The sequence below is a fragment of the Thalassococcus sp. genome (assembly GCF_982780845.1).
The window spans coordinates 1-22,032 of record NZ_CEYADA010000019.1 but is presented as its reverse complement, the minus strand read 5'-3'; the positions used below and the strand labels follow the sequence as shown (position 1 = coordinate 22,032).

General features: G+C 58.3%; 16 protein-coding genes. 3 read left to right on the top strand and 13 right to left on the bottom strand.

Features of this window, described 5'->3' with window-relative positions:
* Positions 1-140 precede the first annotated feature (140 nt).
* From lpdA to AC4FIA_RS16735, 6 genes are all read right to left on the bottom strand, one after another.
* Positions 141-1,874, bottom strand: coding sequence for a dihydrolipoyl dehydrogenase (lpdA, locus tag AC4FIA_RS16760; RefSeq protein ID WP_287476467.1), 1,734 nt, complete (start codon positions 1,872-1,874; stop codon positions 141-143).
* Positions 1,875-1,887: 13 nt separating this feature from the next.
* Complete coding sequence (aceF, locus tag AC4FIA_RS16755) at positions 1,888-3,150, bottom strand: dihydrolipoyllysine-residue acetyltransferase (protein ID WP_490366789.1); 1,263 nt, start codon at positions 3,148-3,150, stop codon at positions 1,888-1,890.
* Between the two features lie 25 nt (positions 3,151-3,175).
* Entirely contained in the window at positions 3,176-5,833 is a 2,658-nt protein-coding gene (gene aceE / locus AC4FIA_RS16750) for a pyruvate dehydrogenase (acetyl-transferring), homodimeric type (RefSeq protein WP_103911980.1), read from the bottom strand.
* Between the two features lie 340 nt (positions 5,834-6,173).
* Complete coding sequence (locus AC4FIA_RS16745; protein WP_490366788.1) at positions 6,174-7,337, bottom strand: DNA recombination protein RmuC; 1,164 nt, start codon at positions 7,335-7,337, stop codon at positions 6,174-6,176.
* Positions 7,334-9,181 (bottom strand): DNA mismatch repair endonuclease MutL, encoded by a 1,848-nt coding sequence (mutL, locus tag AC4FIA_RS16740; protein WP_490366787.1) that lies wholly within the window; start codon positions 9,179-9,181, stop codon positions 7,334-7,336. Before mutL ends, AC4FIA_RS16745 begins: the two co-directional genes overlap by 4 nt.
* Before the next feature lie 54 nt (positions 9,182-9,235).
* On the bottom strand, positions 9,236-10,465 hold the full coding sequence (locus tag AC4FIA_RS16735; RefSeq protein WP_490366786.1) for a urate hydroxylase PuuD: 1,230 nt from the start codon (positions 10,463-10,465) through the stop codon (positions 9,236-9,238).
* A 101-nt stretch (positions 10,466-10,566) separates the two neighbouring features.
* Here AC4FIA_RS16735 and AC4FIA_RS16730 point away from each other — a divergent pair, with 101 nt between their 5' ends.
* Positions 10,567-11,490, top strand: a complete 924-nt coding sequence (locus tag AC4FIA_RS16730; RefSeq protein ID WP_490366785.1) for a LysR family transcriptional regulator — start codon at positions 10,567-10,569, stop codon at positions 11,488-11,490.
* Between the two features lie 62 nt (positions 11,491-11,552).
* Here AC4FIA_RS16730 and AC4FIA_RS16725 read toward each other — a convergent pair whose 3' ends face one another.
* The 6 genes from AC4FIA_RS16725 to AC4FIA_RS16700 all read right to left on the bottom strand — a co-directional run bounded on the left by AC4FIA_RS16725 (position 11,553) and on the right by AC4FIA_RS16700 (position 17,756).
* Positions 11,553-12,521, bottom strand: coding sequence for a 2-hydroxyacid dehydrogenase (locus AC4FIA_RS16725; protein WP_490366784.1), 969 nt, complete (start codon positions 12,519-12,521; stop codon positions 11,553-11,555).
* A gap of 1 nt (position 12,522) precedes the next feature.
* Positions 12,523-13,422, bottom strand: coding sequence for a succinate--CoA ligase subunit alpha (gene sucD, locus AC4FIA_RS16720; RefSeq protein WP_287476459.1), 900 nt, complete (start codon positions 13,420-13,422; stop codon positions 12,523-12,525).
* Positions 13,423-13,434: 12 nt separating this feature from the next.
* Complete coding sequence (locus AC4FIA_RS16715; protein WP_287476458.1) at positions 13,435-14,613, bottom strand: malate--CoA ligase subunit beta; 1,179 nt, start codon at positions 14,611-14,613, stop codon at positions 13,435-13,437.
* An 11-nt stretch (positions 14,614-14,624) separates the two neighbouring features.
* Positions 14,625-15,569, bottom strand: coding sequence for an HpcH/HpaI aldolase/citrate lyase family protein (locus AC4FIA_RS16710; RefSeq protein ID WP_103911988.1), 945 nt, complete (start codon positions 15,567-15,569; stop codon positions 14,625-14,627).
* A 36-nt stretch (positions 15,570-15,605) separates the two neighbouring features.
* Positions 15,606-16,799 carry an aminotransferase class V-fold PLP-dependent enzyme gene (locus tag AC4FIA_RS16705; protein WP_103911989.1) on the bottom strand — a complete coding sequence of 398 codons (1,194 nt, stop codon included), beginning with the start codon at positions 16,797-16,799 and terminating at the stop codon, positions 15,606-15,608.
* A gap of 324 nt (positions 16,800-17,123) precedes the next feature.
* Positions 17,124-17,756, bottom strand: a complete 633-nt coding sequence (locus tag AC4FIA_RS16700) for a response regulator transcription factor (protein WP_490366783.1) — start codon at positions 17,754-17,756, stop codon at positions 17,124-17,126.
* A 295-nt stretch (positions 17,757-18,051) separates the two neighbouring features.
* On the opposite strand from AC4FIA_RS16700, the gene AC4FIA_RS16695 reads away from it, so the two are divergent.
* Complete coding sequence (locus tag AC4FIA_RS16695; protein WP_490366782.1) at positions 18,052-19,728, top strand: formate--tetrahydrofolate ligase; 1,677 nt, start codon at positions 18,052-18,054, stop codon at positions 19,726-19,728.
* A gap of 43 nt (positions 19,729-19,771) precedes the next feature.
* Positions 19,772-20,665, top strand: a complete 894-nt coding sequence (folD, locus tag AC4FIA_RS16690; RefSeq protein WP_103911992.1) for a bifunctional methylenetetrahydrofolate dehydrogenase/methenyltetrahydrofolate cyclohydrolase FolD — start codon at positions 19,772-19,774, stop codon at positions 20,663-20,665.
* 125 nt (positions 20,666-20,790) lie between these two features.
* On the opposite strand, the gene glyA is transcribed toward folD, so the two are convergent.
* A partial coding sequence (gene glyA / locus AC4FIA_RS16685) for a serine hydroxymethyltransferase (protein ID WP_490366781.1) occupies positions 20,791-22,032 on the bottom strand: 1,242 nt, incomplete at its 5' end.

Below are 22,032 nucleotides of genomic sequence, written 5' to 3'. Positions count from 1 at the left end.
CGGTATAACGTAGCGGGTTTCTACTTAGTGATTTTTACCAAAAAAGCAAGAATATTCGCGTGTATCCTTAGATCGCCAGACACGCAAAAGGCCCCACATCGGGGGCCTTTTATTTCGTTTATTAACAACGCTGTCCCGCGTTAGTGCCGCTTTTTCGGCGGGATCAGGTCGGTGATCGTGCCTTCGAACATCTCGGCTGCAAAGTTCACCGTCTCCGACAGAGTCGGGTGCGGGTGAATCGTGTGGCCAAGGTCCACGGCGTCTGCGCCCATCTCGATCGCCAGCGCCACTTCTGCGATCAGATCGCCTGCGTTGGTACCAACAATTGCCGCGCCAACAACGCGTTGATCATCGGGATTGAACAGCAGTTTTGTGATGCCCTCGGAACGGCCGTTCGACAGGCTTTTGCCCGACGCAGCCCACGGGAAGACACCCTTTTCAACCTTGATGCCCTGCGCCTTGGCCTGTGTTTCTGTCAGGCCCACCCATGCGACCTCGGGGTCTGTGTAGGCAACGGATGGAATCACCATCGCGTCAAAGGCACGCTTTTCGCCAGAGGCGACTTCGGCAGCAACCTTACCTTCGTGAACGGCCTTGTGCGCCAGCATCGGCTGACCCACGACATCACCGATCGCAAAGATGTGCGACACGCCAGTGCGCTGCTGGTTGTCCACGGCGATAAAGCCACGGTCATCCACAGCCACACCTGCATTTGCAGCATCAATCAGCTTGCCATTCGGCTTACGGCCCACGGCGACCAGAACCTTGTCGAAGGTGTCGCTAAAGCTTTTGCCGGTGTCATCTTCGAACGTCACCTTCAGGCCTTCGTCCAGCGCCTCGACGGCGGTAACTTTGGTCTTCAGAAAGATGTTTTCGTAACGCCCTTTGATGCGCTGCATCAGAGGTTTGACGATATCCTTGTCAGCGCCCGGAATGATCTGGTCCATCAGTTCGACGACCGTCACCTTCGAGCCCAGCGCATCGTAAACGCAGGCCATTTCCAAACCGATGATGCCACCGCCCAGAACCAGCATCCGGCCAGGGATGTCTTTCAGTTCCAGCGCGCCAGTGGAATCGATCACGCGCGGATCATCGTGCGGGATGAACGGCAGCGCGACGGGTTCAGAACCCGCTGCAATGATGCACTGGTCAAAGGACACGTTGGTCGTGCCATCGGCACCCTCAACCGCAATCATGTTCGGTCCGGTGAACTTACCGTAACCTTTGACAACCTTCACCTTCCGGCCTTTCGCAAGGCCATCCAGACCGCCCGTCAGTTTCCCAACGACCGAGTCCTTGAAAGCGCGCAGTTCGTCCAGATCAATCTCGGGCTTGGCGAATGTCACACCGTGGGCCGACATTTCCTCGGCTTCGGTGATCACCTTGGCCACGTGCAGCAACGCCTTGGACGGGATACAGCCGACGTTCAGGCAGACACCGCCAAGCGAATTGTTGGCTTCGATAAGGACAACATTCTTGCCAAGATCGGCCGCGCGGAACGCAGCCGTGTAGCCGCCGGGGCCAGAGCCCAGAACGACAACCTCACCATGAACGTCACCTTTGCCGGTGGCTGTGCCAGCGGCTTCGACAGCCTTCGGCGCCTCAGTCTTGGGGGCCTCTTTCGGTGCTTCCGCAGGCGCGTCTTCTGCGCCTTCCAGAACAATGATCACGTCGCCTTGGCTGACTTTGTCGCCTTCGCTGACCTTGATCTCGGCAACCTTACCAGCGGCGGGCGACGGCACTTCCATCGTTGCCTTGTCGCTTTCCAGTTCCAGAAGCGGGTCTTCTTCGGCCACGGTATCGCCCACGCTGACCAGAATGGTCACAACGGGTACGTCCTTGAAATCACCGATATCGGGTACTTTGACTTCCATCGGTTCAGCCCCCTTACAGCATCAACCGGCGCGCATCGGCCAGCAGGTATTTCAGGTGGGCTGCGAAACGGGCCGCCAGTGCGCCGTCGATTGCACGGTGATCATAAGACAGCGACATCGGCAGCATGTTGCGCGGCACGAACTGTTCGCCATCCCAAACCGGCGCCATTTTGGACCGTGTCAGACCAAGGATCGCGACCTCGGGTGCGTTGACGATGGGGGTAAAGCTGGTGCCACCGATGCCGCCCAAGGACGAAATCGTAAAGGTCGCGCCCTGCATCTGGTCGCCTTTCAGCTTACCATCGCGGGCAGCGGCGGACAGTTCACCCAGTTCCTTGGAAATCTCGACGATGCCTTTGCGATCCGCATCCTTGATGACAGGAACAACCAGACCGTTGGGCGTGTCAGCCGCAAAGCCGATGTTGTAGTAGCTTTTCTTGATCAGCTTGTCGCCATCAGGGTGGATGGACGAGTTGAATTCCCAGTGCTTTTTCAGCGCGGAAACCGATGCTTTGATCACGAAGGACAGCAGGGTCACGCGGTAACCTTCGGCCTTGGCTTCGGTGTCCAGCTCCTTGCGGTACTTGTCCAGTTCTGTGATGTCGGCTTCTTCGTTGTGGGTGACATGCGGGATGTTCAGCCACGACCGGTGCAGCGCAGGACCCGAGATCTTTTTGATGCGGCTCATGTCCACATCTTCGACGGGGCCGAATTTCGAGAAATCGACAGCGGGGATCGGTGGGATACCCATGCCGCCCTGTGCGGAGGCGCTGCCACCAGCAGGGGCCGCTTGCGATTTGAGGGCTTTCTCCACGTCTTCACGCAAGATTCGGCCCTTACGGCCAGAACCGTTGACCGACGCCAGATCAATTTCCACACGACGGGCAAATGCACGTACCGACGGGGACGCGTGAACCTTCGAGAAACCGGCATCCGTGACGGGCGCCGCAGCGGCGGGGGCCGGTGCAGAGGCCGCCGCAGGGGCGGGTGCAGCCGCCGCGGGTGCTTCGGCTTTGGGTTCTTCCTTGGCTGCGCCTGCGTCTGTCGCGTCGATGATCATGATCACATCGCCTTGGGAAACGTTGTCGCCCTCGACAACCTTGATCTCTTTGATCGTACCGGCGTGGCTGGACGGAACTTCCATCGTCGCCTTGTCGCTTTCCAGTTCGATCAGCGGGTCTTCTTCGGCCACGGTATCACCCACGCTGACCAGAATGGTCACGACGGGTACGTCTTTGAAATCGCCGATATCGGGAACTTTAACTTCGGTTGTCATATCAAATGTCTCCTCGGGTCCGCGATCAGCTCAGGCGCGGGTTCGGCTTGTTGCCGTCGATGTCATATTTTTTCAGGGCGGCTTGCAGGTCCTTCTCGGACACGACGCCTTCACGATAGAGATCCACCATCGCGGCAGCCGCGATGTGATTTGCGTCGACCTCGAAGAACCGGCGCAGGTTCACACGGCTGTCCGAGCGGCCGAAACCGTCGGTGCCCAGCACGGTGTAACGCCCGGGGACACAGGCACGAACCTGTTCCGCGTAGTTCTTCATGTAGTCTGTCGCCGCAATAAACGGACCTTTGGCACCTTTCAGCGCTTTCGCGATGTAGGGCACTTTTTCTTCGCCAAGCGGGTTCAGACGGTTGTGGCGTGCCGCATCCTGACAGTCGCGGGCCAGTTCGTTGAACGACGTGGCCGACCAGATGTCGGATGTGACGCCAAAGTCTGCCTTCAGCATTTCCGCCGCTTTGATTGCCTGCACAAGGATTGTGCCAGAGCCGATCAGGTTGACGTGCTTCTTGGCCGGTTTGGCTGTCTTTTGCAGGCGGTAGATACCCTTGATGATGCCTTCTTCCGCGCCCATCGGCATTTCGGGATGCTGATAGTTTTCGTTCATCAGCGTCAGGTAGAAGAACACGTCTTCCTGATCGACGAACATACGCTGAAGGCCGTGCTGTACGATCACCGCAACCTCGTAGCTGAAGGTCGGGTCATAGCTGATGCAGTTCGGAATGGTGCCCGCCAGAATGTGGCTGTGACCATCTTCGTGCTGCAAACCTTCGCCGTTCAGCGTGGTCCGGCCCGCAGTACCGCCCAGCATAAAGCCACGTGCACGGCTGTCGCCTGCGGCCCATGCCAGATCGCCGATCCGCTGGAAGCCGAACATCGAATAGTAGATGTAGAACGGGATCATCGGAACGCCGTGGTTCGAATAGGATGTCGCCGCAGCGATCCAGTCGGCCATCGCGCCCGCTTCGTTGATGCCTTCCTGCAGAACCTGACCTGTGATGGCTTCTTTGTAGAACATCATCTGGTCGCGGTCTTCGGGGGTATAGTTCTGACCCAGCGGGTTATAGATGCCCACCGAACGGAACAGACCTTCCATACCGAAGGTGCGGCTTTCGTCCGGCACAATCGGAACCACCTGTTTGCCGACCTTCTTGTCACGCAGCAGCGTGGTCAGAATACGAACAAACGCCATTGTGGTGGAAATCTCGCGGTCGCCCGTGCTTTCCAATTGGCCCTTGAAGGCGTCCAGTTTAGGGATTTCAAGCTTGGGTGCTTCGGTGTTCCGGACGGGGAACGCACCACCCAGATCTTTGCGGCGATCCGCCAGATAGGCTTTTTGCGCGTTGTTCAGGCTGACGAACGGAATGTCCTTTTCCAGCTCTTCGTCGGTCACAGGAATCCGGAACCGGTCGCGCATCGCCTTAAGCTGGTCGAATTGCATTTTCTTCTGCTGGTGCGTGGTGTTCTGGCCTTCGCCAGCGGTACCCATGCCATAACCTTTGACGGTTTTGACCAGAAGAACGGTCGGCTGACCCTTGGCCTCGGTCGCGCGCTTGAACGCGTTGTAGACCTTTTTGGGATCGTGGCCACCACGGCGCAGTGCCCAGATCTGATCGTCGGTCCAGTCTTTGACCAGCTCGGCAGTCTCGGGGTATTTACCAAAGAAATGTTCGCGGATGTACGCGCCGTCTTTGGATTTGAATGTCTGGTAGTCACCGTCGATGGTTTCATCCATCAACTGGCGCAGTTTACCAGACGTGTCGTTCTCCAGCAGTTCGTCCCAGCCTTTGCCCCAAAGAAGCTTGATCACATCCCAGCCGGAGCCACGGAAGTTGCCTTCCAGTTCCTGAACGATCTTGCCGTTGCCGCGAACCGGACCATCAAGGCGCTGCAGGTTGCAGTTCACAACGAAGATCAGGTTATCCAGACCTTCGCGCGCCGCCAGATGGATCGCACCAAGGCTTTCGGGTTCGTCCATTTCGCCGTCGCCAAGGAAGGCCCAGACCTTGCGGTCGGACTTTTCGATCAGGCCACGGTTCTCCATGTATTTCATGAAGCGCGCTTGGTAGATCGCCATCAGCGGGCCAAGGCCCATCGAAACCGTCGGGAACTGCCAATAATTCGGCATCAACCAAGGGTGCGGGTAAGACGACAGACCGCCACCTGCGACCTCAGAGCGGAAGTTTTCAAGTTCTTCCTGACTGATACGGCCTTCCATAAAGGAACGCGCGTAGATACCGGGAACGACGTGGCCTTGGAAGAACACCAGATCGCCGCCGTGAATGGCCGACTTGGACCGCCAGAAATGGTTCAGACCGACATCATACATTGAAGCCGCAGACGCGAAGGACGCGATGTGGCCGCCGTATTCGGAAGACACTTTGTTGCGCTTCACAACTGTCGCCATCGCGTTCCAACGGTTGATGGTGCGGATGCGCCATTCCATCTCGTTGTCGCCAGGCATCTCGACCTCGTCATCGGGCGAGATGGTGTTCTGGTACGGCGTCGTCGCAGAGAACGGCAGGTTCGCGCCTGCTGCGCGTGCCTGTTGTACTGCTTTGTCCAAAAGAAAATGCGCGCGGTTCGGACCGTCGCGCTGGATCACGTCCTCGATCGCTTCCATCCACTCTTGGGATTCGACCGCGTCGATGTCGTTTTGGCTGTCTGTCATTGGCCCTCTTCCCTTTTTGGCGAGCCCCTCGCCATATAGTTCAGCGATAAACTATTATCGAAAAACCCACTAATGCTCTCGTTGAAAAAAGTGATACATCGCCGGAAGCGCGATCCCCTCCTCCTGAGAATCTTCGGAAATACCGATAACATTCTGCTCACCCCTGAGGCAGGGGCATAGCTGAGTAGCTTCTATGCGTCAAATGCATAGCTCAATATTGTTTAACGCTAAACATTATTCGGCATTTCATTCATATCATTGAAAAAACTTTTCGCGCGACAAAAAGTTCCAAAACACACGCCAGACCGGCGTGTGCACAACGTGTGAAGCGACTGTAGCGTTATTTTCTCTGAATCAGAGTGTTGATTGCAGCCTTGGCGTCAGGTTCGGCCAATTCTTCGAAATCGAAATTGTCCAACCGGCGGGCGCGGCGACTCGCTTTGTCGGCGCTGATCTTGATCTCGGCCACGTCCTTGGCGGCCTGACCAAAATGACGGTCCAAATTTTCGACACGCGACCCAAGACGATCCACATCCGCATAAAGCAACGACAGCTCGCGACGGATCGCACCGGCCTGTTCCCGCATCCGCGCATCCTTCAGGATCGCCCGCATGGTGTTCAGCGTGGCCATGCAGGTCGTCGGCGACACGATCCAGACACGGGCATCAAAACCGTCGCGCACCAGTTCGGGAAAGTTCGCGTGCAGTTCGGCATAAACCGCCTCGGACGGCAGGAACATCAGCGCAGAGTCTGCCGTCTCGCCCTCGATGATGTACTTATCCTTGATGTCCTTGATGTGCTTGCGCACCGACAACCGCAGCATCTGCGCCGCGCGGTTCAACTGCTCCTGCGTCTCAGCCGCGCGCAGCTGTTCGTAGGCCTCCAACGGAAACTTGCTGTCGATCACAATAGATCCCGGCGGATTGGGCAGATCGATCAGACAATCCGCCCGCTTCCCGTTCGACAGGGTCGCCTGCAGTTTATAACTGTCTGACGGCAGCGCCTTGGACACGATATCGCGCAGTTGAATTTCCCCAAAGGCCCCACGCGTTTGTTTATTCGACAGGATGTCCTGCAGCGAAAGCACATCGCCCGACAGCTTGGTGATGTTTTCCTGCGCCTTATCGATTGCAGTCAGACGCTGCTGCAATTCACCCAAGGACTGAGCCGTGCGACGCGCCGATCCATGCAGGTTCACGTTCATGCGTTCCTGAACTTCGGACAAACGCTGCTCCATCAGTTGCAGCATGGCGGTCTGGCTTTGCGCCTGCGCCTCGGACACGTGGTGAAGACCACCAGCAAGCCGTTCCTGCCCGTCCGACAGGCTTTGAACCCGCTGACCCAACTGCATCATCTGCGACGCCATCGGATGCATCAGCTTGGCCGACCGCCCTGCAGCGCGCATTGTCAGGAACAGCATCAACAGAACCAGACCCGCACCCGCCAGAACAGCCAGCACCACCGGATCAGACAGATTGATCTGAAGCTCTCCGATCTGGATCATGTGCGGCCGAACAGCCGTTCGATGTCTGCCAGCTTCAGTTCAACATAGGTCGGGCGACCATGGTTGCACTGGCCGGAATGGGGCGTCGCCTCCATCTCGCGCAGAAGGGCGTTCATTTCCTCGGCGCGCATCCAGCGGCCAGAACGGATCGAGCCGTGGCAAGCGACGCGGGACAGGATCGCCTCGATCTTTTCCTGAACAAGCTTGGACCCACCGAAATCCGCCAGTTCATCCAACACATCGCGCAGCAGCTTTTCGGCGTTCACCTCGCCCAGAATAGCAGGGGTTTCGCGCACAGCAATCGCACCGCCGCCGAAAGGTTCGATGGTCAGACCCATACGCGACAGATCATCGGCAATTTCAAGAAGCTGGTTCTGATCATCCGCCGAAAGCTCGATCACTTCAGGGATCAACAGGGCCTGAGCAGCGACACCGTTCTCAGCCATCTGCTTTTTCAGCTTTTCATAAACCAGACGTTCGTGCGCGGCGTGCTGATCAACGATCACCATGCCGTCCTGCGTCTGGGCGATGATGTAATTTTCATGCACCTGCCCCCGCGCGGCACCAAGGGGGCGATGTTCAACAGGCTCGGCCTGCGCGACCGGTTCGGGTGTTTCGATCACCGGCTCGACGCGGCCCGAATACTGGTTCTTCATTTCGGCAAAACCGGGGGCTTGTGCGGCATAGCTGGCGGCGCGGGCCATCGGCGACGGGCGATCCATCTGATAAATGCGCGGCTGGCTTTGCATCGGCTCGGGCCGCATCGCGCCAAGCGTGGCACCCGCAACGGTGGTCGAGGCACGATGACCCGCATCCGCCAAAGCATGGCGCAGCGCGGACACGATCAGGCCACGCACCAGACCGGGATCACGGAAGCGGACCTCGGATTTGGCGGGGTGAACGTTCACATCGACCTTGTCGGGCGCGCAATCGACGAACAGGGCCACGGCAGGATGACGATCACGGCTGAGGAAGTCGGCATACGCGCCTCTCAACGCGCCGATCAGTAGCTTGTCGCGCACAGGACGGCCATTGACGAACAAATGCTGCGCCACGGCGGACCCGCGCGAATAGGTCGGCAGACCCGCATAGCCCGTCAGGCGAAACCCTTCGCGTTCGGCATCAACGGCGATGGCGTTATCGACAAATTCAGCGCCCATCACCTGTCCAAGACGACCCCGCAGGGCATCGAACAAATCACCCGTGACAGCATCAGCACGGAAGGTCACGCGGCCTTCACCACCGCCCGACACATCGCGCAGGGTAAACCCGACCGAGGGTTCTGCCATAGCCAGACGTTTCACCACATCGCTGATCGCCTGCATCTCGGCCCGATCCGTGCGCAGGAATTTCAGACGCGCGGGCGTGGCAAAGAACAGATCACGCAGCGTGACGATGGTGCCGGTGTTGATCGCCGCCGGTTTGACCGGATCAAGCCGCCCCCCAGACACCGACAGTTCGCATCCTTCTGCACCGGACACGCGGCTTTGGACGGTCAGACGACCAACAGCGCCCAGCGAAGGCAGCGCCTCGCCTCGGAAGCCGAAGGAGTGGATATTCAGCAGGTCCGAGCCGTCGATCTTGGATGTGGCATGGCGGGACAGGGCCAGCGGCAGTTCATCCTCGGGGATGCCCCAACCATCATCCGTGACGCGGATCAGCGTTTTGCCCCCGTCGGCGATATCAATCGCAATCCGCCGCGCACCTGCGTCGATGGCATTTTCCACCAACTCCTTAACCGCAGAGGCAGGGCGTTCAACCACCTCGCCCGCCGCGATACGGTTGATAGCAGCATCGTCAAGCTGGCGGATTACAGGGCGCATATTGGGGGTGTGGCTGTTCATACCACGAAACCTAGCAGACAGATCGCGATTCTGAAAGCTGCGGTTTGGGCTGGTTTAACTGTCAGCCCCGCCCGTGGCAGCGGCGTACCATGCGCGAATGGCGGCCCGTTCTTTTTCTTCGACATAGGTCAGATTTGAGGGCGGCATGGCATGGCTGATACCGGCCTGAAGATAGATCGCCTGCGCGTTCACTGCGATGTCGGCCGATGTTTCCAGACGCACATTCTTGGGCGCCCAAAGCAGCCCCGGCCAAACAGGTTCGGCGGCATGACACATGGAACAGCGCCCCAGCACGATATCCTGCACATGCTCAAACCCTTCGGCTTCGGCAAAGCGGGCGACACCAGCGCTGACCTGTTCGTTGTCGGCTTTGAACAAGGGCGCAGTGGACAGCCACATGATGATCAGGAAGATCACCGCCGTCACCGGCCACGTCCACCACGGACGACCTTTGCGGGCATGCATGGTGTTAAAGAAATGCCGGATCGTGACGCCCATCAGGAACACAAGGCTGGCGATTATCCAGTTGTATTCGGATGCAAAGGCCAACGGGTAGTGGTTGGACAGCATCAGGAAGATCACCGGCAGCGTGAGATAGTTGTTGTGGGTCGACCGCAGCTTGGCAATCTTGCCGTACTTCGCATCTGGCGTGCGCCCCGCGATCAGGTCGGCAACAACGATTTTTTGGTTCGGAATGATGATGTGGGCAACGTTGGCCGTCATGATCGTCGCCGTGAAGGCCCCAAGGTGCAGCAGAGCCGCGCGACCTGTGAACACCTGCGTATAGCCCCACGCCATCACGACCAGCACAACGAATAGCAAAACCATCAGAACGGTCGGGCTGTCGCCCAAGGGCGATTTGCACAGCTGGTCGTAGATAACCCAGCCAATGACGAGCGATCCGAACGACAAGCCAACCGCCTGCCAAGTGGCAAGTTCGGCAACGTTAGGGTCGATTAAGTAGAACTCGGCCCCAAAATAATAGACCACCGCTAATAGCGCGAAACCGGACAGCCATGTCGCGTAGCTTTCCCATTTGAACCACACAAGATCAGAGGGCATCGACTTGGGCGCGACCAGATATTTCTGGATATGGTAGAATCCACCACCATGTACCTGCCATTCTTCGCCATCCGCGCCAGAGGCCAGATTGCGATCACGGTGCAGACCCAGATCCAAGGCAATGAAGTAGAAAGACGACCCAATCCACGCGATCGCCGTGATCACGTGCAGCCAACGCACCGCGAATTCGAGCCAGGCCCCCATGGCCGCGAGATCATACATTCTGGTCTCCTTACCGTCTTCGTCCAAGGCTATACGCTGCGCGACTTCCTTGTTAATCCTTGAAATGACGGAACAGCTTCAATGTCAGCAAGAAAATCACCATGGCCTATGTCACCAACGTCAGGATGTTCACGCGCGTCTATGAATTAGGCAGCATGAGCGCCGCCGCCCGCGATCAGCGCTGTTCGCCAGCGGTGGCTTCGGCCCGTATTGCCGAGCTGGAAAAGCATCTGGGCGTGCGCCTGTTCAACCGGACAACGCGGTCTTTGAAGCCCACGGAACACGGGCGTTTGTTTTACGATGGTGCCTTGGGCATTCTTGATGCGATTTCCAGCGCCGAGGCGCGCGTCATGGAAGCGGCCCAAAGCCCGCGCGGCACGTTGTTCGTGTCGGCGCCCTTGGGGCTGGGTCGTCGTCTGATTGCGCCGTTGCTGCCTGAATTCCGGAAAAGCTATCCTGACATCGACGTGCGCCTGCGTCTGTCAGACCGCGTGGTCGACGTGGCCAGCGAAGGCTTGGACATGGCGTTTCATCTGGGAGTTCTACAAGACAGCGATCTGAAGGTGCGCGTGGTCGCCGATGTGCCCCGCGTGCTGGCCGCGTCGCCGGACTACATCGCCAAACGCGGCAATCCGGCAGATGGTGAGGCGCTGATCCGCGACAACCACGATTGCCTGAACCTTCGCTTTCCTGGTGCGCAGGAATTCCAGTGGACGTTGGAGACCACCAACGGGCCGAAACGCTTTGCCATTCGCGGGCCGCTGGAATCCGACGACGGCGATGTTCTGACCGATTGGGCCTTGGCGGGCGCTGGGATCGTGATGAAGCCACGGTTCGAGATTGCCCACCACCTTGCATCCGGCGCGCTGGTGCCTGTGGCCGAGGCATCGCCGCCGACGAAAATCCAGATGGCCTGCCTTCTCCCGTCGCGGCGCCAGAAGGACCCCAAAGTCATTGTGTTTTCAGATTTCGTGATCGCGCGCTGCCGCAAGTTCATCAATGACGGCCAAAGCGAAACCGTCTGACAAAAGAAAAGCGCCGCCAGTGGGAGTGCCGGCGGCGCATGGGGCGGCTTGATAGATAGGCATCAAGCCACTGGATTCGGAACGTCACGACCCGCAAAGAACGCATCAAGATTGTCGGCAACCATGTTGCCCATATCTTCGCGCGTTTCCGTCGTAGCACTGCCAAGGTGCGGCAGAAGAACGACGTTCTCCATGGACATCAGGGCCTCTGGTACGTTGGGTTCGCCGTCGAACACATCCAGACCGGCACCTGCGATTTGTCCATTTTGCAATGCATGGATCAAAGCGTCTTGGTCGATTACATCGCCTCGGGCCGTATTGATCAACATGGCCTTTGGTCCCAATAGACGCAGTTTTTCCGCATCGATCATTTTGCTGTTCGCGCCGCCGCCGGGCATGTGCAGAGACACGACATCAGACGCTTTCAACACCGCATCGATGCTGTCCAGCGCCGTCGCCTCAAGCGCGCCCATTGCGTCCTGCGACACGGTGGATCGGTTGTAATACACCACGTGCATGCCGAACGCGGCCTGCGCCCGCTGCGCCGTGGCAATACCGATCCTGCCCATGCCAATGATACCCAGCGTTTTGCCACGCAGACGCGTGCCCATCAGATGGGTCGGACGCCAGCCTGTCCAGTTGCCGGACCGAACCTCACGCTCACCTTCGCCCGCACGACGAGCCAGCATCAGCATCAAAGTGATTGCAATGTCGGCGGTGCAGTCGGTCAGACAGCCGGGTGTGTTTGTAATGGTCAGACCGGCCGCGTGTGCCGCCGCAATGTCGATGTGGTTATAGCCAACGCCGAAGTTTCCGATGATCTGCGCCTTGTGTTCGCCGGTGAAAATCGACGCAGGCAGTTTGTCGGATACAGTCGGACAAATCGCATCGTATTCATTCAGCGCCGCACCGATTTCTTCAGGCGTCATAGGCGTGTCGGTGTCATTCAGCGTGACCTCGTAGTCCCGCGCCAGTCGGGCTTCGACTGACGCGGGCCATTTTCTAGTCACGAGGACTTTTTTCTTTACCATCTCAGGCTGCTACTTTCTTTCCGGTCAGCACAGCTTCGACGATCTCGCCGAACGCCGCTGGGTTCGGGACAATTGTGTGACCCGCTTCGCGGATGATCTCAACCTTTTCCTGAGCGGACTCGCCAAAGGCAGACACGATCGCACCCGCGTGGCCCATGCGCTTACCCTTGGGCGCAGACAGACCAGCAACATAGGCCATCAACGGCTTTTTCATGTTGTCACGCGCCCATTCAGCGGCCTCGGCCTCTTGCGGGCCACCGATTTCACCGATCATCACAACCGCATCCGTGTCGGGATCGTTGTTGAACAGTTCAAGGCAGTCACGGAACGAGAAACCGTTGATCGGGTCACCACCGATGCCGATAGATGTGGACACACCGATGCCACGCGCCTTCATCTGGCTTGCGGCCTCATAGCCCAGCGTACCGGAACGGCCCACGATGCCCACACGGCCCGGCATGTAGATGTGACCGGGCATAATGCCCATCATCGCTTCGCCGGGGGTGATGGAACCGGCACAGTTGGGACCGGTCAGGATCATGCGATCCTCTTTCTTGTAGCGGCGCATGTAGCGTTTTACGCGCATCATGTCCTGTGCGGGGATACCGTCGGTGATGCAGACGCAATATTTGATGCCCGCATCGGCAGCTTCCATGATCGAATCCGCCGCGAAGGGTGGCGGAACAAAGACGATGGACGCCTCGGCCCCTGTTTCCTGCACCGCGCCGCGCACGGTGTTGAAAACCGGTTTACCCAGATGCATCGCACCACCTTTGCCGGGCGTCACGCCGCCGACAACATTGGTGCCGTAATCCATCATTTCCTGCGCGTGGAACGTACCGATCTTACCGGTAAAGCCCTGCACCAGAACCTTGGTGTTCTTGTTCAAAAGAATTGACATTGTGGGGCCTCCTTACGCCGCTGCTTTCGTGGCTTTTTTCCATTCAGCGACCGAGTATTCGGCAGCTTCGGCCAAGGTATCGGCCACGATCACTGTGGGTGCTTTTTCGGCAAGAATCTTTTTGCCTTCTTCCACCTTCGTGCCCGACAGACGCACCACCAGCGGCACGTCCACGCCAACCTCTTCCAGTGCTTTGGCAACACCTTCGGCGACCCAGTCACAGCGGTTGATGCCCGCAAAGATGTTCACAAGGATCACCTTGACGTTTTTGTCCTGCAGAACCGCACGGAAGGATTTCGCCACGCGTTCAGGGCTGGCACCGCCGCCGATATCAAGGAAGTTGGCAGGCTCGCCGCCCGCGATCTTGATCATATCGAGCGTCGCCATAGCGAGGCCCGCACCGTTGATGATGCAGCCGATTTCGCCATCCAGACCGACGTAGGACAGGCCACGATCCGACGCGAATGTTTCGCGCGGATCTTCCTGGCTTTTGTCGCGTAGTTCCATGATTTCGGGGCGGCGGAAGGTGGCGTTTTCGTCAAACGACATCTTGCAGTCCAGCGCATAGACTTCGTCATTCGCGACGACCAGCGGGTTGATTTCCAGCATGGATGCGTCGAAGTCGCGGAACACACGGTAGCAGCCCATGATGGTGCGGACAGCCTTGCCGATGAGTTTGCCCTCAAGGCCCAGACCAAACGCAATCTCGCGCGCTTGGAATTCCTGCATGCCAAGACCCGGATCGACCGTCTGGCGCACAAGGCTGTCGGGTTCTTTTTCGGCGATCTCTTCGATCTCCATCCCGCCTGAGCCCGAGGCCACGATCATGATCCGCTCTTCTTTGCGGTCCAGAACGAACCCCAAATAGATTTCGCGTTCGATCGGAACGGTTTCCTCGATGTATAGGCGGTTCACCAGCTTGCCCTGCGGGCCTGTCTGATGCGTCACCAGACGGCAGCCCAACAGCTTTTCAGCGGCTTCCTCGACCTCTTTCTCTGACCGGCAAAGAATGATGCCGCCGGCCTTACCACGGGCGCCGGAGTGGATTTGGGCCTTTACGACCCAAGCCTCGCCACCGATTTCCGTTGCACGGTATGCCGCCTGTTCGGGGCTATACGCCAAGCCACCACGCGGCATACGGATGCCCTGCGTCGCCAAAAGTTCTTTGGCCTGATATTCATGAATATCCATGCTGTCCTCCCTTACGCGGCGCGTGCACGCAGCACTTCCTGAACAGCCAGAACGTTCTTGGCCATTTTTTCGGATGCGGCGTCGATCATTTTGCCATCAAGGCTGGCGGCGCCTTTGCCCTGCGCGGCAGCCTCTTCCAGCGCCACCAGAATGCGTTCGGCGCGCTGCACTTCGTCGTCGGTCGGCGAATATTCGTCGTTCGCCAATTCGATCTGGCTGGGGTGGATCGCCCACTTGCCTTCGATGCCCAGCGCTGCACCACGCTTACACGCAGCACGGAAGCCTTCCGGATCCGAGAAGTCGCCAAACGGGCCGTCGATGGGACGGATGCCGTAGGCACGGCAGGCGGTTGTCATACGCGACAGGGCAGCGTGCCACTGGTCACCCGGATAGTTCGGGTTCAGACCACCGATGTTCACAGTGCGGGCCTTGTGGAAGGCTGCGTAATCGGCAACGCCAAAGTGCATCGCTTCAAGGCGCGACGGCGCGGCAGCGATGGCTTCGACATTGGCCATGCCCAGCGGCGTTTCGATCAACGCCTCGATCCCGATCTTGTGGGTGAAGCCTTTGGCCATCTCGATCTGGTTGATCATCGCCTCGACCATATAGACGTCCTGCGGAAGACCGACTTTGGGGATCAGAACGATATCAAGGTTCTGTCCTGCCTGCTCAAGCACATCCACAACGTCGCGATACATGTAATGGGTATCCAGACCGTTGATGCGAACGCTGGTGATCTTGTTTTTGCCCTTCCAGTCGATGTCATTCAGTAACTGGATGGCGTTCTTGCGGGCCTGTTCCTTGTCGTTGGGTGCAACTGCATCCTCAAGGTCAAGAAACACAACGTCTGCTGCGCTATCTGCGGCCTTTTCAACCATCGACGGGTTCGATGCCGGAACGGCCAAGGTAGAACGCTGAAGGCGTGTGCGGCGCATGCCGTGTACTGTGTGGCTCATAGTCTTACTTTCTATTCGGAATTTCCAAGGCGCCGCTTACGCGGCTGCCTTCGTGCCCGTCTGGACAGATGTATCGGTGAAATGACGGATGGCTGCGGCCACACCGGAACCGGCCTCGATATCCATGCCCACGTCGATCATCGACATCTCGGCAACAGACAGGGCGGTGGTGACCATGCCTTCGTTCATCCAGCCCAAATGGCCGATCCGGAAGACCTTGCCCATCAGCTTGGCCAGACCGGAACCCAGCGACGTGTTGTAGACATCGTAGGCACGGGAGATAACGTGACGCGCATCAACGTTTTCCGGAACCACAATCGCGCTGACGGTGTCAGAGTACCACTTGGGGTCTTTGGCACACAGCTTCAGGCCCCAGGCATCAACAGCTGAACGCACGCCAGTGGCCAGACGGTTGTGGCGGGCCCAGACGTTTTCGATGCCCTCTTCCAGAAGGATGTCACAGCTTGTGTTCAGTCCGTGCAGCAACTGGGTCGCGGGTGTATACGGGAAATATCCATTGTCGTTGTGGGCAATCATGTCCTCGAACGAAAAGAACGTGCGCTGGTATTCGGCGGTCTTGTGTGCCTCAAGCGCCCATTTGGATACCGACAGTATACCCAGACCCGCAGGTAGCATGAATCCCTTCTGGGAACCGGACACCGCACAATCGACGCCCCAGGCATCCTGATCAAACTCGATCGAACCGATGGACGAGACACCATCCACCATCAGCAACGCAGGGTGGTTTGCATCATCCAGTGCTGCACGGACGCCCTTGATGTCCGATGTCACGCCGGTTGCAGTTTCATTGTGCGTCGCAAAAACGGCTTTGATCTCGTGGTTTTTGTCCGCCTTCAACGCCATCGCGTATTTCTCGACAGGAACGCCCTCGCCCCATTCGCAATCGATGACTTCAACATCCAGACCGTAGCGCGTCGCCATGTCCACCCACAGGGTCGAGAACTGGCCGAAACGGCTCATCAGAACCTTATCACCCGGGCTCAGTGTGTTCTGGATCGCCGCTTCCCATGCACCGGTGCCGGACGACGGGTAGATGAAAACGCGACCAGTCGAGTTCTTAAACAGCCGCGCGATTTTATCGAAAATCGGGCGCGTAAAATCCGGAAAATCGGATGCGCGCATGTCCTGCATGCACACGTTCATCGCCATGCGCACCTGTTCGGGCACGTTGGTCGGTCCGGGAATATATAGATGATTGTAGCCGGCCATGCGGGTCTCCTCCCTAAAAGCGAAAGCCTTATTCTGAGAATGAGGATGAGGCCGTGTTTGCTTTCGCGGAACACTCACGCGGATAGGAATGATACGCTTGGGGATGGGAAAGACCCTACCCATCTGGCCCTACCGGAATCTGCATGCAGTGACATGCAATCACTCTGGAAAAAGGGCTTTGCCCTCTTGGCCTTCGGCCAATTCACCCAAGGTATTTTTGGAAAGAAAATACACCAGCCACAGGCGCACCCGAGTACGCGGCCAAAGGCCAAGGACGAGATAAACCTGTGCACGCGGAAGCGTGCTCAATCGGATCAGGTTCCTCTACCCTTCCATTTCGCGGGAATAGATCGCCACCGCCATAGCGCGGTTTTTAACGCCGAGCTTTTCGTAAAGATTCTTCAGGTGATATTTGACCGTGTTTTCCGAAATACCTGTACGGTTTGCGATCTGCTGGTTGGTCCAACCGCGCGACAACACTTCGACCAATTCCCTTTCGCGCACTGTCAGGTTCGCCAGAGGCGTGTCGTTGATCGTTGTTACATCGATGAACGGCACGCAGATTCGCCCGTTCGCGACCGCGTGGATGGTGTCGAACAGAACCGAAGGGTCGTCGAACTGATAGCAATAGCCTTGTGCCCCCAGACGCACCGCCTGACGAACCGTTCCCAGATCACGATTGTTGGAAAAGATCGTCACCGGTTCCGACCGGCTCGCACCACGCCATTCACGCAGGATATCGGGCGCCGACAGATCAGCGGTCTGCCATGCAATGACAGCCACATCGAACGCCCCTTCCGGCACGTTCATCAACGCCGAACCCTGATCCGCGCTGCCCACCAGATCAAACCGCTGGTCAGACGCGAAACAGACGTTCAGAGCCGAAACCACGAGCGGGTTCGGTTCGATAAGAAACACGCGAACACTATTGGCTACATCATTAATTTGCACAGCCATGGTCCTCCTCAAAACCATGATCGGTGCTTTAGGTTGGTGATTCTCTTTGCCGGTGTCTACACCTTCTTTTGAATGTATCCCTCGGAAATCCAACGATTTTCTGCATACAACAGCACACAAACAGACATAGACTTCTGTCGTATTTGATCGCCAAGATGCCGCTGGAACGGGTAGGGAATGCCTACCACCTGGATATAAAATGATCCCCGGCTTGGCAGAAAACTGAACTTGCCATTGTGAGATACATGGCCGATGTGACTAATGGCCTAAACCGACCCCTGGGAGGATCAATTTTATGGCTTTTAAAACGGATATCGAGATCGCGCGCGAAGCAAAAAAGCGCCCAATTCAGGAAATTGGCGCTAAGCTTGATATCGCTCCGGAACACCTTCTTCCCTATGGGCACGACAAGGCAAAAGTTAGCCAGGACTTCATCAATTCCGTTCAAGATCAAGCTGATGGCAAGCTAATCCTTGTGACAGCGATCAACCCGACGCCTGCTGGCGAAGGCAAAACAACGACCACCGTTGGTCTTGGTGACGGCCTGAATGCGATCGGCAAAAAGGCCGCGATTTGTATTCGCGAAGCATCGCTTGGGCCGAACTTCGGGATGAAGGGTGGCGCGGCCGGTGGCGGCTATGCGCAGGTCGTTCCGATGGAGGATATGAACCTTCATTTCACCGGCGATTTCCACGCAATTACGTCGGCGCACAACCTGCTTTCGGCGATGATCGACAACCACATTTATTGGGGCAACGAGCTTGAGATTGACCAGCGCCGCGTCGTCTGGCGTCGTGTTCTGGACATGAACGATCGCGCGTTGCGACAGATCACCACATCCTTGGGCGGTGTGGCAAACGGCTTCCCGCGAGAAGCGGGTTTTGACATCACCGTGGCCTCTGAAGTCATGGCGATTCTGTGCCTTGCATCCGATCTGGACGACCTGCAGCGCCGTCTGGGCGACATGATCGTTGCCTACCGCCGCGACAAATCCCCTGTTTACTGCCGCGACATCAAAGCGGACGGCGCAATGACCGTTCTGCTAAAAGACGCGATGCAGCCGAACCTTGTGCAGACGCTGGAAAACAACCCGGCCTTTGTACATGGCGGCCCGTTCGCCAACATCGCGCATGGCTGTAACTCGGTTATCGCGACGAAAACCGCTTTGAAGCTTGCGGATTATGTTGTGACCGAAGCGGGCTTTGGTGCCGATCTGGGCGCCGAGAAGTTCCTGAACATCAAGTGCCGCAAGGCCGGTCTGGCCCCATCATGTGTTGTCGTCGTCGCCACTGTCCGCGCGATGAAGATGAACGGCGGCGTGGCCAAGGCCGATCTGGGTGCGGAAAACGTCGAAGCGGTCAACGCAGGCTGCCCGAACCTTGGTCGCCACATCGAAAACGTCAAAAGCTTTGGCGTACCGGTCGTCGTGGGCATCAACCACTTTGCCGGTGACACCGATGCCGAAGTGCAGGCCGTCAAAGACTACGTCGCCAGCCAGGGTGCCGAAGCGATCCTGTGTAAACACTGGGCCGATGGCTCTGCCGGTATGACAGAAATGGCAACGCGCGTGGCCGAGATTGCCGACAGCGACCAGTCCAAGTTCGAGGTTCTGTACCCCGACGACATGTCGCTGGCCGACAAGATCGACACCATCGCGCGCAAAATCTACCGCGCGGATCGTGCCGAAATCGACGGCAAGCTGCGTGCACAGCTGAAGGAATGGGAAGATCAGGGTTACGGCAACCTGCCCGTCTGTATGGCGAAAACGCAGTACAGCTTCTCGACCGATCCCAGCCAGCGCGGTGCGCCCACGGGCTTTACCATTCCGGTGAACGAAGTGCGCCTGTCCGCCGGTGCCGGTTTCGTCGTCGCGATCTGCGGCGGCATCATGACCATGCCCGGCCTGCCGCGCGTGCCGTCTGCGGAAAACATCCGACTTAACGACGAAGGGAATATCGAGGGCCTGTTCTAAGGCCCTTTCCCCTACGTCTTGAACGACAGTGAAGGAGAGTAAAATGACTGCTCAGGTGATCGATGGAAAGGCCTTTGCCGCCAAGGTGCGGGGCCGCGTAGCCGAAGAAGTGGCTGCGCTGAAAGAAGGGCACGGGATCACCCCCGGTCTGGCAGTTGTTCTGGTGGGCGAAGACCCTGCAAGTCAGGTCTACGTCCGGTCCAAGGGCAAACAGACAATCGAAGCGGGCATGAACTCTTTCGAGCACAAGCTGGATGCGGATACGACACAAGACGCGCTGCTGGCGCTGATTGGTCAGCTGAACGCAGATCCTGCCGTCCACGGCATTCTGGTTCAGCTTCCGCTTCCTGCGCATCTGGATAGCGAGTTGGTCATCAACTCGATCGATCCGGCCAAGGATGTGGACGGTTTCCACATCTCGAACGTGGGTCTGTTGGGCACAGGTCAGAAAAGCATGGTGCCCTGCACGCCGCTGGGCTGCCTGATGCTGCTGCGTGATCACCACGGGTCGCTGTCCGGTCTGAACGCTGTTGTTGTCGGCCGTTCGAACATCGTGGGCAAACCGATGGCGCAACTGCTGCTGGGCGATTCCTGCACCGTGACCATCGCGCATTCGCGTACCAAAGACCTGACCGAGGTCGTCAAACGCGCTGACATCGTTGTCGCCGCCGTTGGCCGCCCTGAAATGGTGACAGGCGACTGGATCAAACCGGGCGCGACTGTGATCGACGTGGGCATCAACCGCATCGACGCAGGCGAAGGCAAGACCCGTCTAGTTGGCGACTGCCACTATGACAGCTGTGCAGAAGTTGCGGGCGCGATCACACCGGTTCCGGGTGGTGTCGGCCCGATGACCATTGCGTGCCTTCTGGCGAACACAGTCACAGCCTGCTGCCGCGCCAATGGTTTGAAAGAGCCGCAGGGCCTGACAGCTTAAACGCCGCTTTACGCCTTAAGAAAAACGCCGCTGCCTTGTTCGCAGCGGCGTTTTTTTGTTGGGTATCTGATCGCAAAAAAGCCCCCTAGTTTGGGGGGCTTTTTGTTTGTGTTTTTGTGACCCGATCAGAGGTTTGGGTAGATCGGGAACTTGGCGCAGAGTTGGGCGACTTCGGCTTTGACTTTGGCTTCGACCTCGCCGTTGCCGTCTTCACCGTTTTCGCGCAGGCCGTCGACCACTTCGATGATCCAGTCCGCGATCTGGCGGAACTCGGCCTCGCCGAAGCCGCGGGTGGTGCCAGCGGGCGAGCCCAGACGGATGCCGCTGGTGACCATCGGTTTTTCCGGATCAAACGGAACGCCGTTCTTGTTGCAGGTGATATGCGCACGACCCAGGGCCTTTTCGGTCGCGTTGCCTTTGACGCCTTTGGGGCGCAGGTCGACCAGCACGACGTGGGTGTCGGTGCCGTGTGTGACCGTGTCCAGACCGCCCTTGATCAGCTGGTCAGACAGCGCCTGCGCGTTCTTGATGACCTGCTGCTGGTAGGTTTTGAACGACGGGCGCAGCGCTTCGCCAAACGCAACCGCCTTGGCCGCGATCACGTGCATCAGCGGACCGCCCTGAATGCCAGGGAAGATGGCGGAGTTGAACTTCTTAGCCAGTTCTTCATCATTGGTCAGGATCATACCGCCACGGGGACCGCGCAGGGTCTTGTGCGTGGTGGTCGTGGCCACATGCGCGTGCGGGAAGGGGCTGGGGTGTTCGCCCGCAGCTACCAGACCGGCAAAGTGCGCCATGTCGACGTGCAGGTAGGCGCCCACGCTGTCGGCGATCTCGCGCATTTTGGCGAAATCGATCTGGCGCGGAATGGCAGAACCGCCCGCGATGATCAGCTTGGGCTTGTGTTCGTTGGCCAGCGCCTGAACCTGATCGTAGTCCAAGAGGTTGTCCTGCTTGCGGACGCCGTATTGCACGGCGTTGAACCACTTGCCCGACTGGTTCGGACGCGCGCCGTGGGTCAGGTGACCACCGGCATCAAGGCTCATGCCCAGAATGGTGTCGCCGGGCTGCAGCAGCGCGGTAAACACACCCTGGTTCGCCTGCGAGCCCGAGTTCGGCTGAACGTTGGCAAAGCCGCAGTTGAACAGCTGCTTGGCGCGCTCGATGGCCAGATCTTCGGCCACGTCGACGAACTGGCAGCCACCGTAGTAGCGACGGCCCGGATAGCCTTCGGCGTATTTGTTCGTCATGACAGAGCCCTGCGCCTGCATCACGGCGCGGGACACGATGTTCTCAGACGCGATCAGCTCGATCTCGTCGCGCTGACGACCAAGCTCACCCGTGATCGACGCAAATAGCTCGGGGTC

Excerpts from the sequence above, each read along its gene's own strand:
- lpdA (WP_287476467.1), bottom strand. The coding sequence starts at position 1,874 with ATGGAAGTCAAAGTACCCGATATCGGTGATTTCAAGGACGTACCCGTT.
- aceF (WP_490366789.1), bottom strand. The coding sequence starts at position 3,150 with ATGACAACCGAAGTTAAAGTTCCCGATATCGGCGATTTCAAAGACGTA.
- aceE (WP_103911980.1), bottom strand. The coding sequence starts at position 5,833 with ATGACAGACAGCCAAAACGACATCGACGCGGTCGAATCCCAAGAGTGG.
- AC4FIA_RS16745 (WP_490366788.1), bottom strand. The coding sequence starts at position 7,337 with ATGATCCAGATCGGAGAGCTTCAGATCAATCTGTCTGATCCGGTGGTG.
- mutL (WP_490366787.1), bottom strand. The coding sequence starts at position 9,181 with ATGAACAGCCACACCCCCAATATGCGCCCTGTAATCCGCCAGCTTGAC.
- AC4FIA_RS16735 (WP_490366786.1), bottom strand. The coding sequence starts at position 10,465 with ATGTATGATCTCGCGGCCATGGGGGCCTGGCTCGAATTCGCGGTGCGT.
- AC4FIA_RS16730 (WP_490366785.1), top strand. The coding sequence starts at position 10,567 with ATGGCCTATGTCACCAACGTCAGGATGTTCACGCGCGTCTATGAATTA.
- AC4FIA_RS16725 (WP_490366784.1), bottom strand. The coding sequence starts at position 12,521 with ATGGTAAAGAAAAAAGTCCTCGTGACTAGAAAATGGCCCGCGTCAGTC.
- sucD (WP_287476459.1), bottom strand. The coding sequence starts at position 13,422 with ATGTCAATTCTTTTGAACAAGAACACCAAGGTTCTGGTGCAGGGCTTT.
- AC4FIA_RS16715 (WP_287476458.1), bottom strand. The coding sequence starts at position 14,613 with ATGGATATTCATGAATATCAGGCCAAAGAACTTTTGGCGACGCAGGGC.
- AC4FIA_RS16710 (WP_103911988.1), bottom strand. The coding sequence starts at position 15,569 with ATGAGCCACACAGTACACGGCATGCGCCGCACACGCCTTCAGCGTTCT.
- AC4FIA_RS16705 (WP_103911989.1), bottom strand. The coding sequence starts at position 16,799 with ATGGCCGGCTACAATCATCTATATATTCCCGGACCGACCAACGTGCCC.
- AC4FIA_RS16700 (WP_490366783.1), bottom strand. The coding sequence starts at position 17,756 with ATGGCTGTGCAAATTAATGATGTAGCCAATAGTGTTCGCGTGTTTCTT.
- AC4FIA_RS16695 (WP_490366782.1), top strand. The coding sequence starts at position 18,052 with ATGGCTTTTAAAACGGATATCGAGATCGCGCGCGAAGCAAAAAAGCGC.
- folD (WP_103911992.1), top strand. The coding sequence starts at position 19,772 with ATGACTGCTCAGGTGATCGATGGAAAGGCCTTTGCCGCCAAGGTGCGG.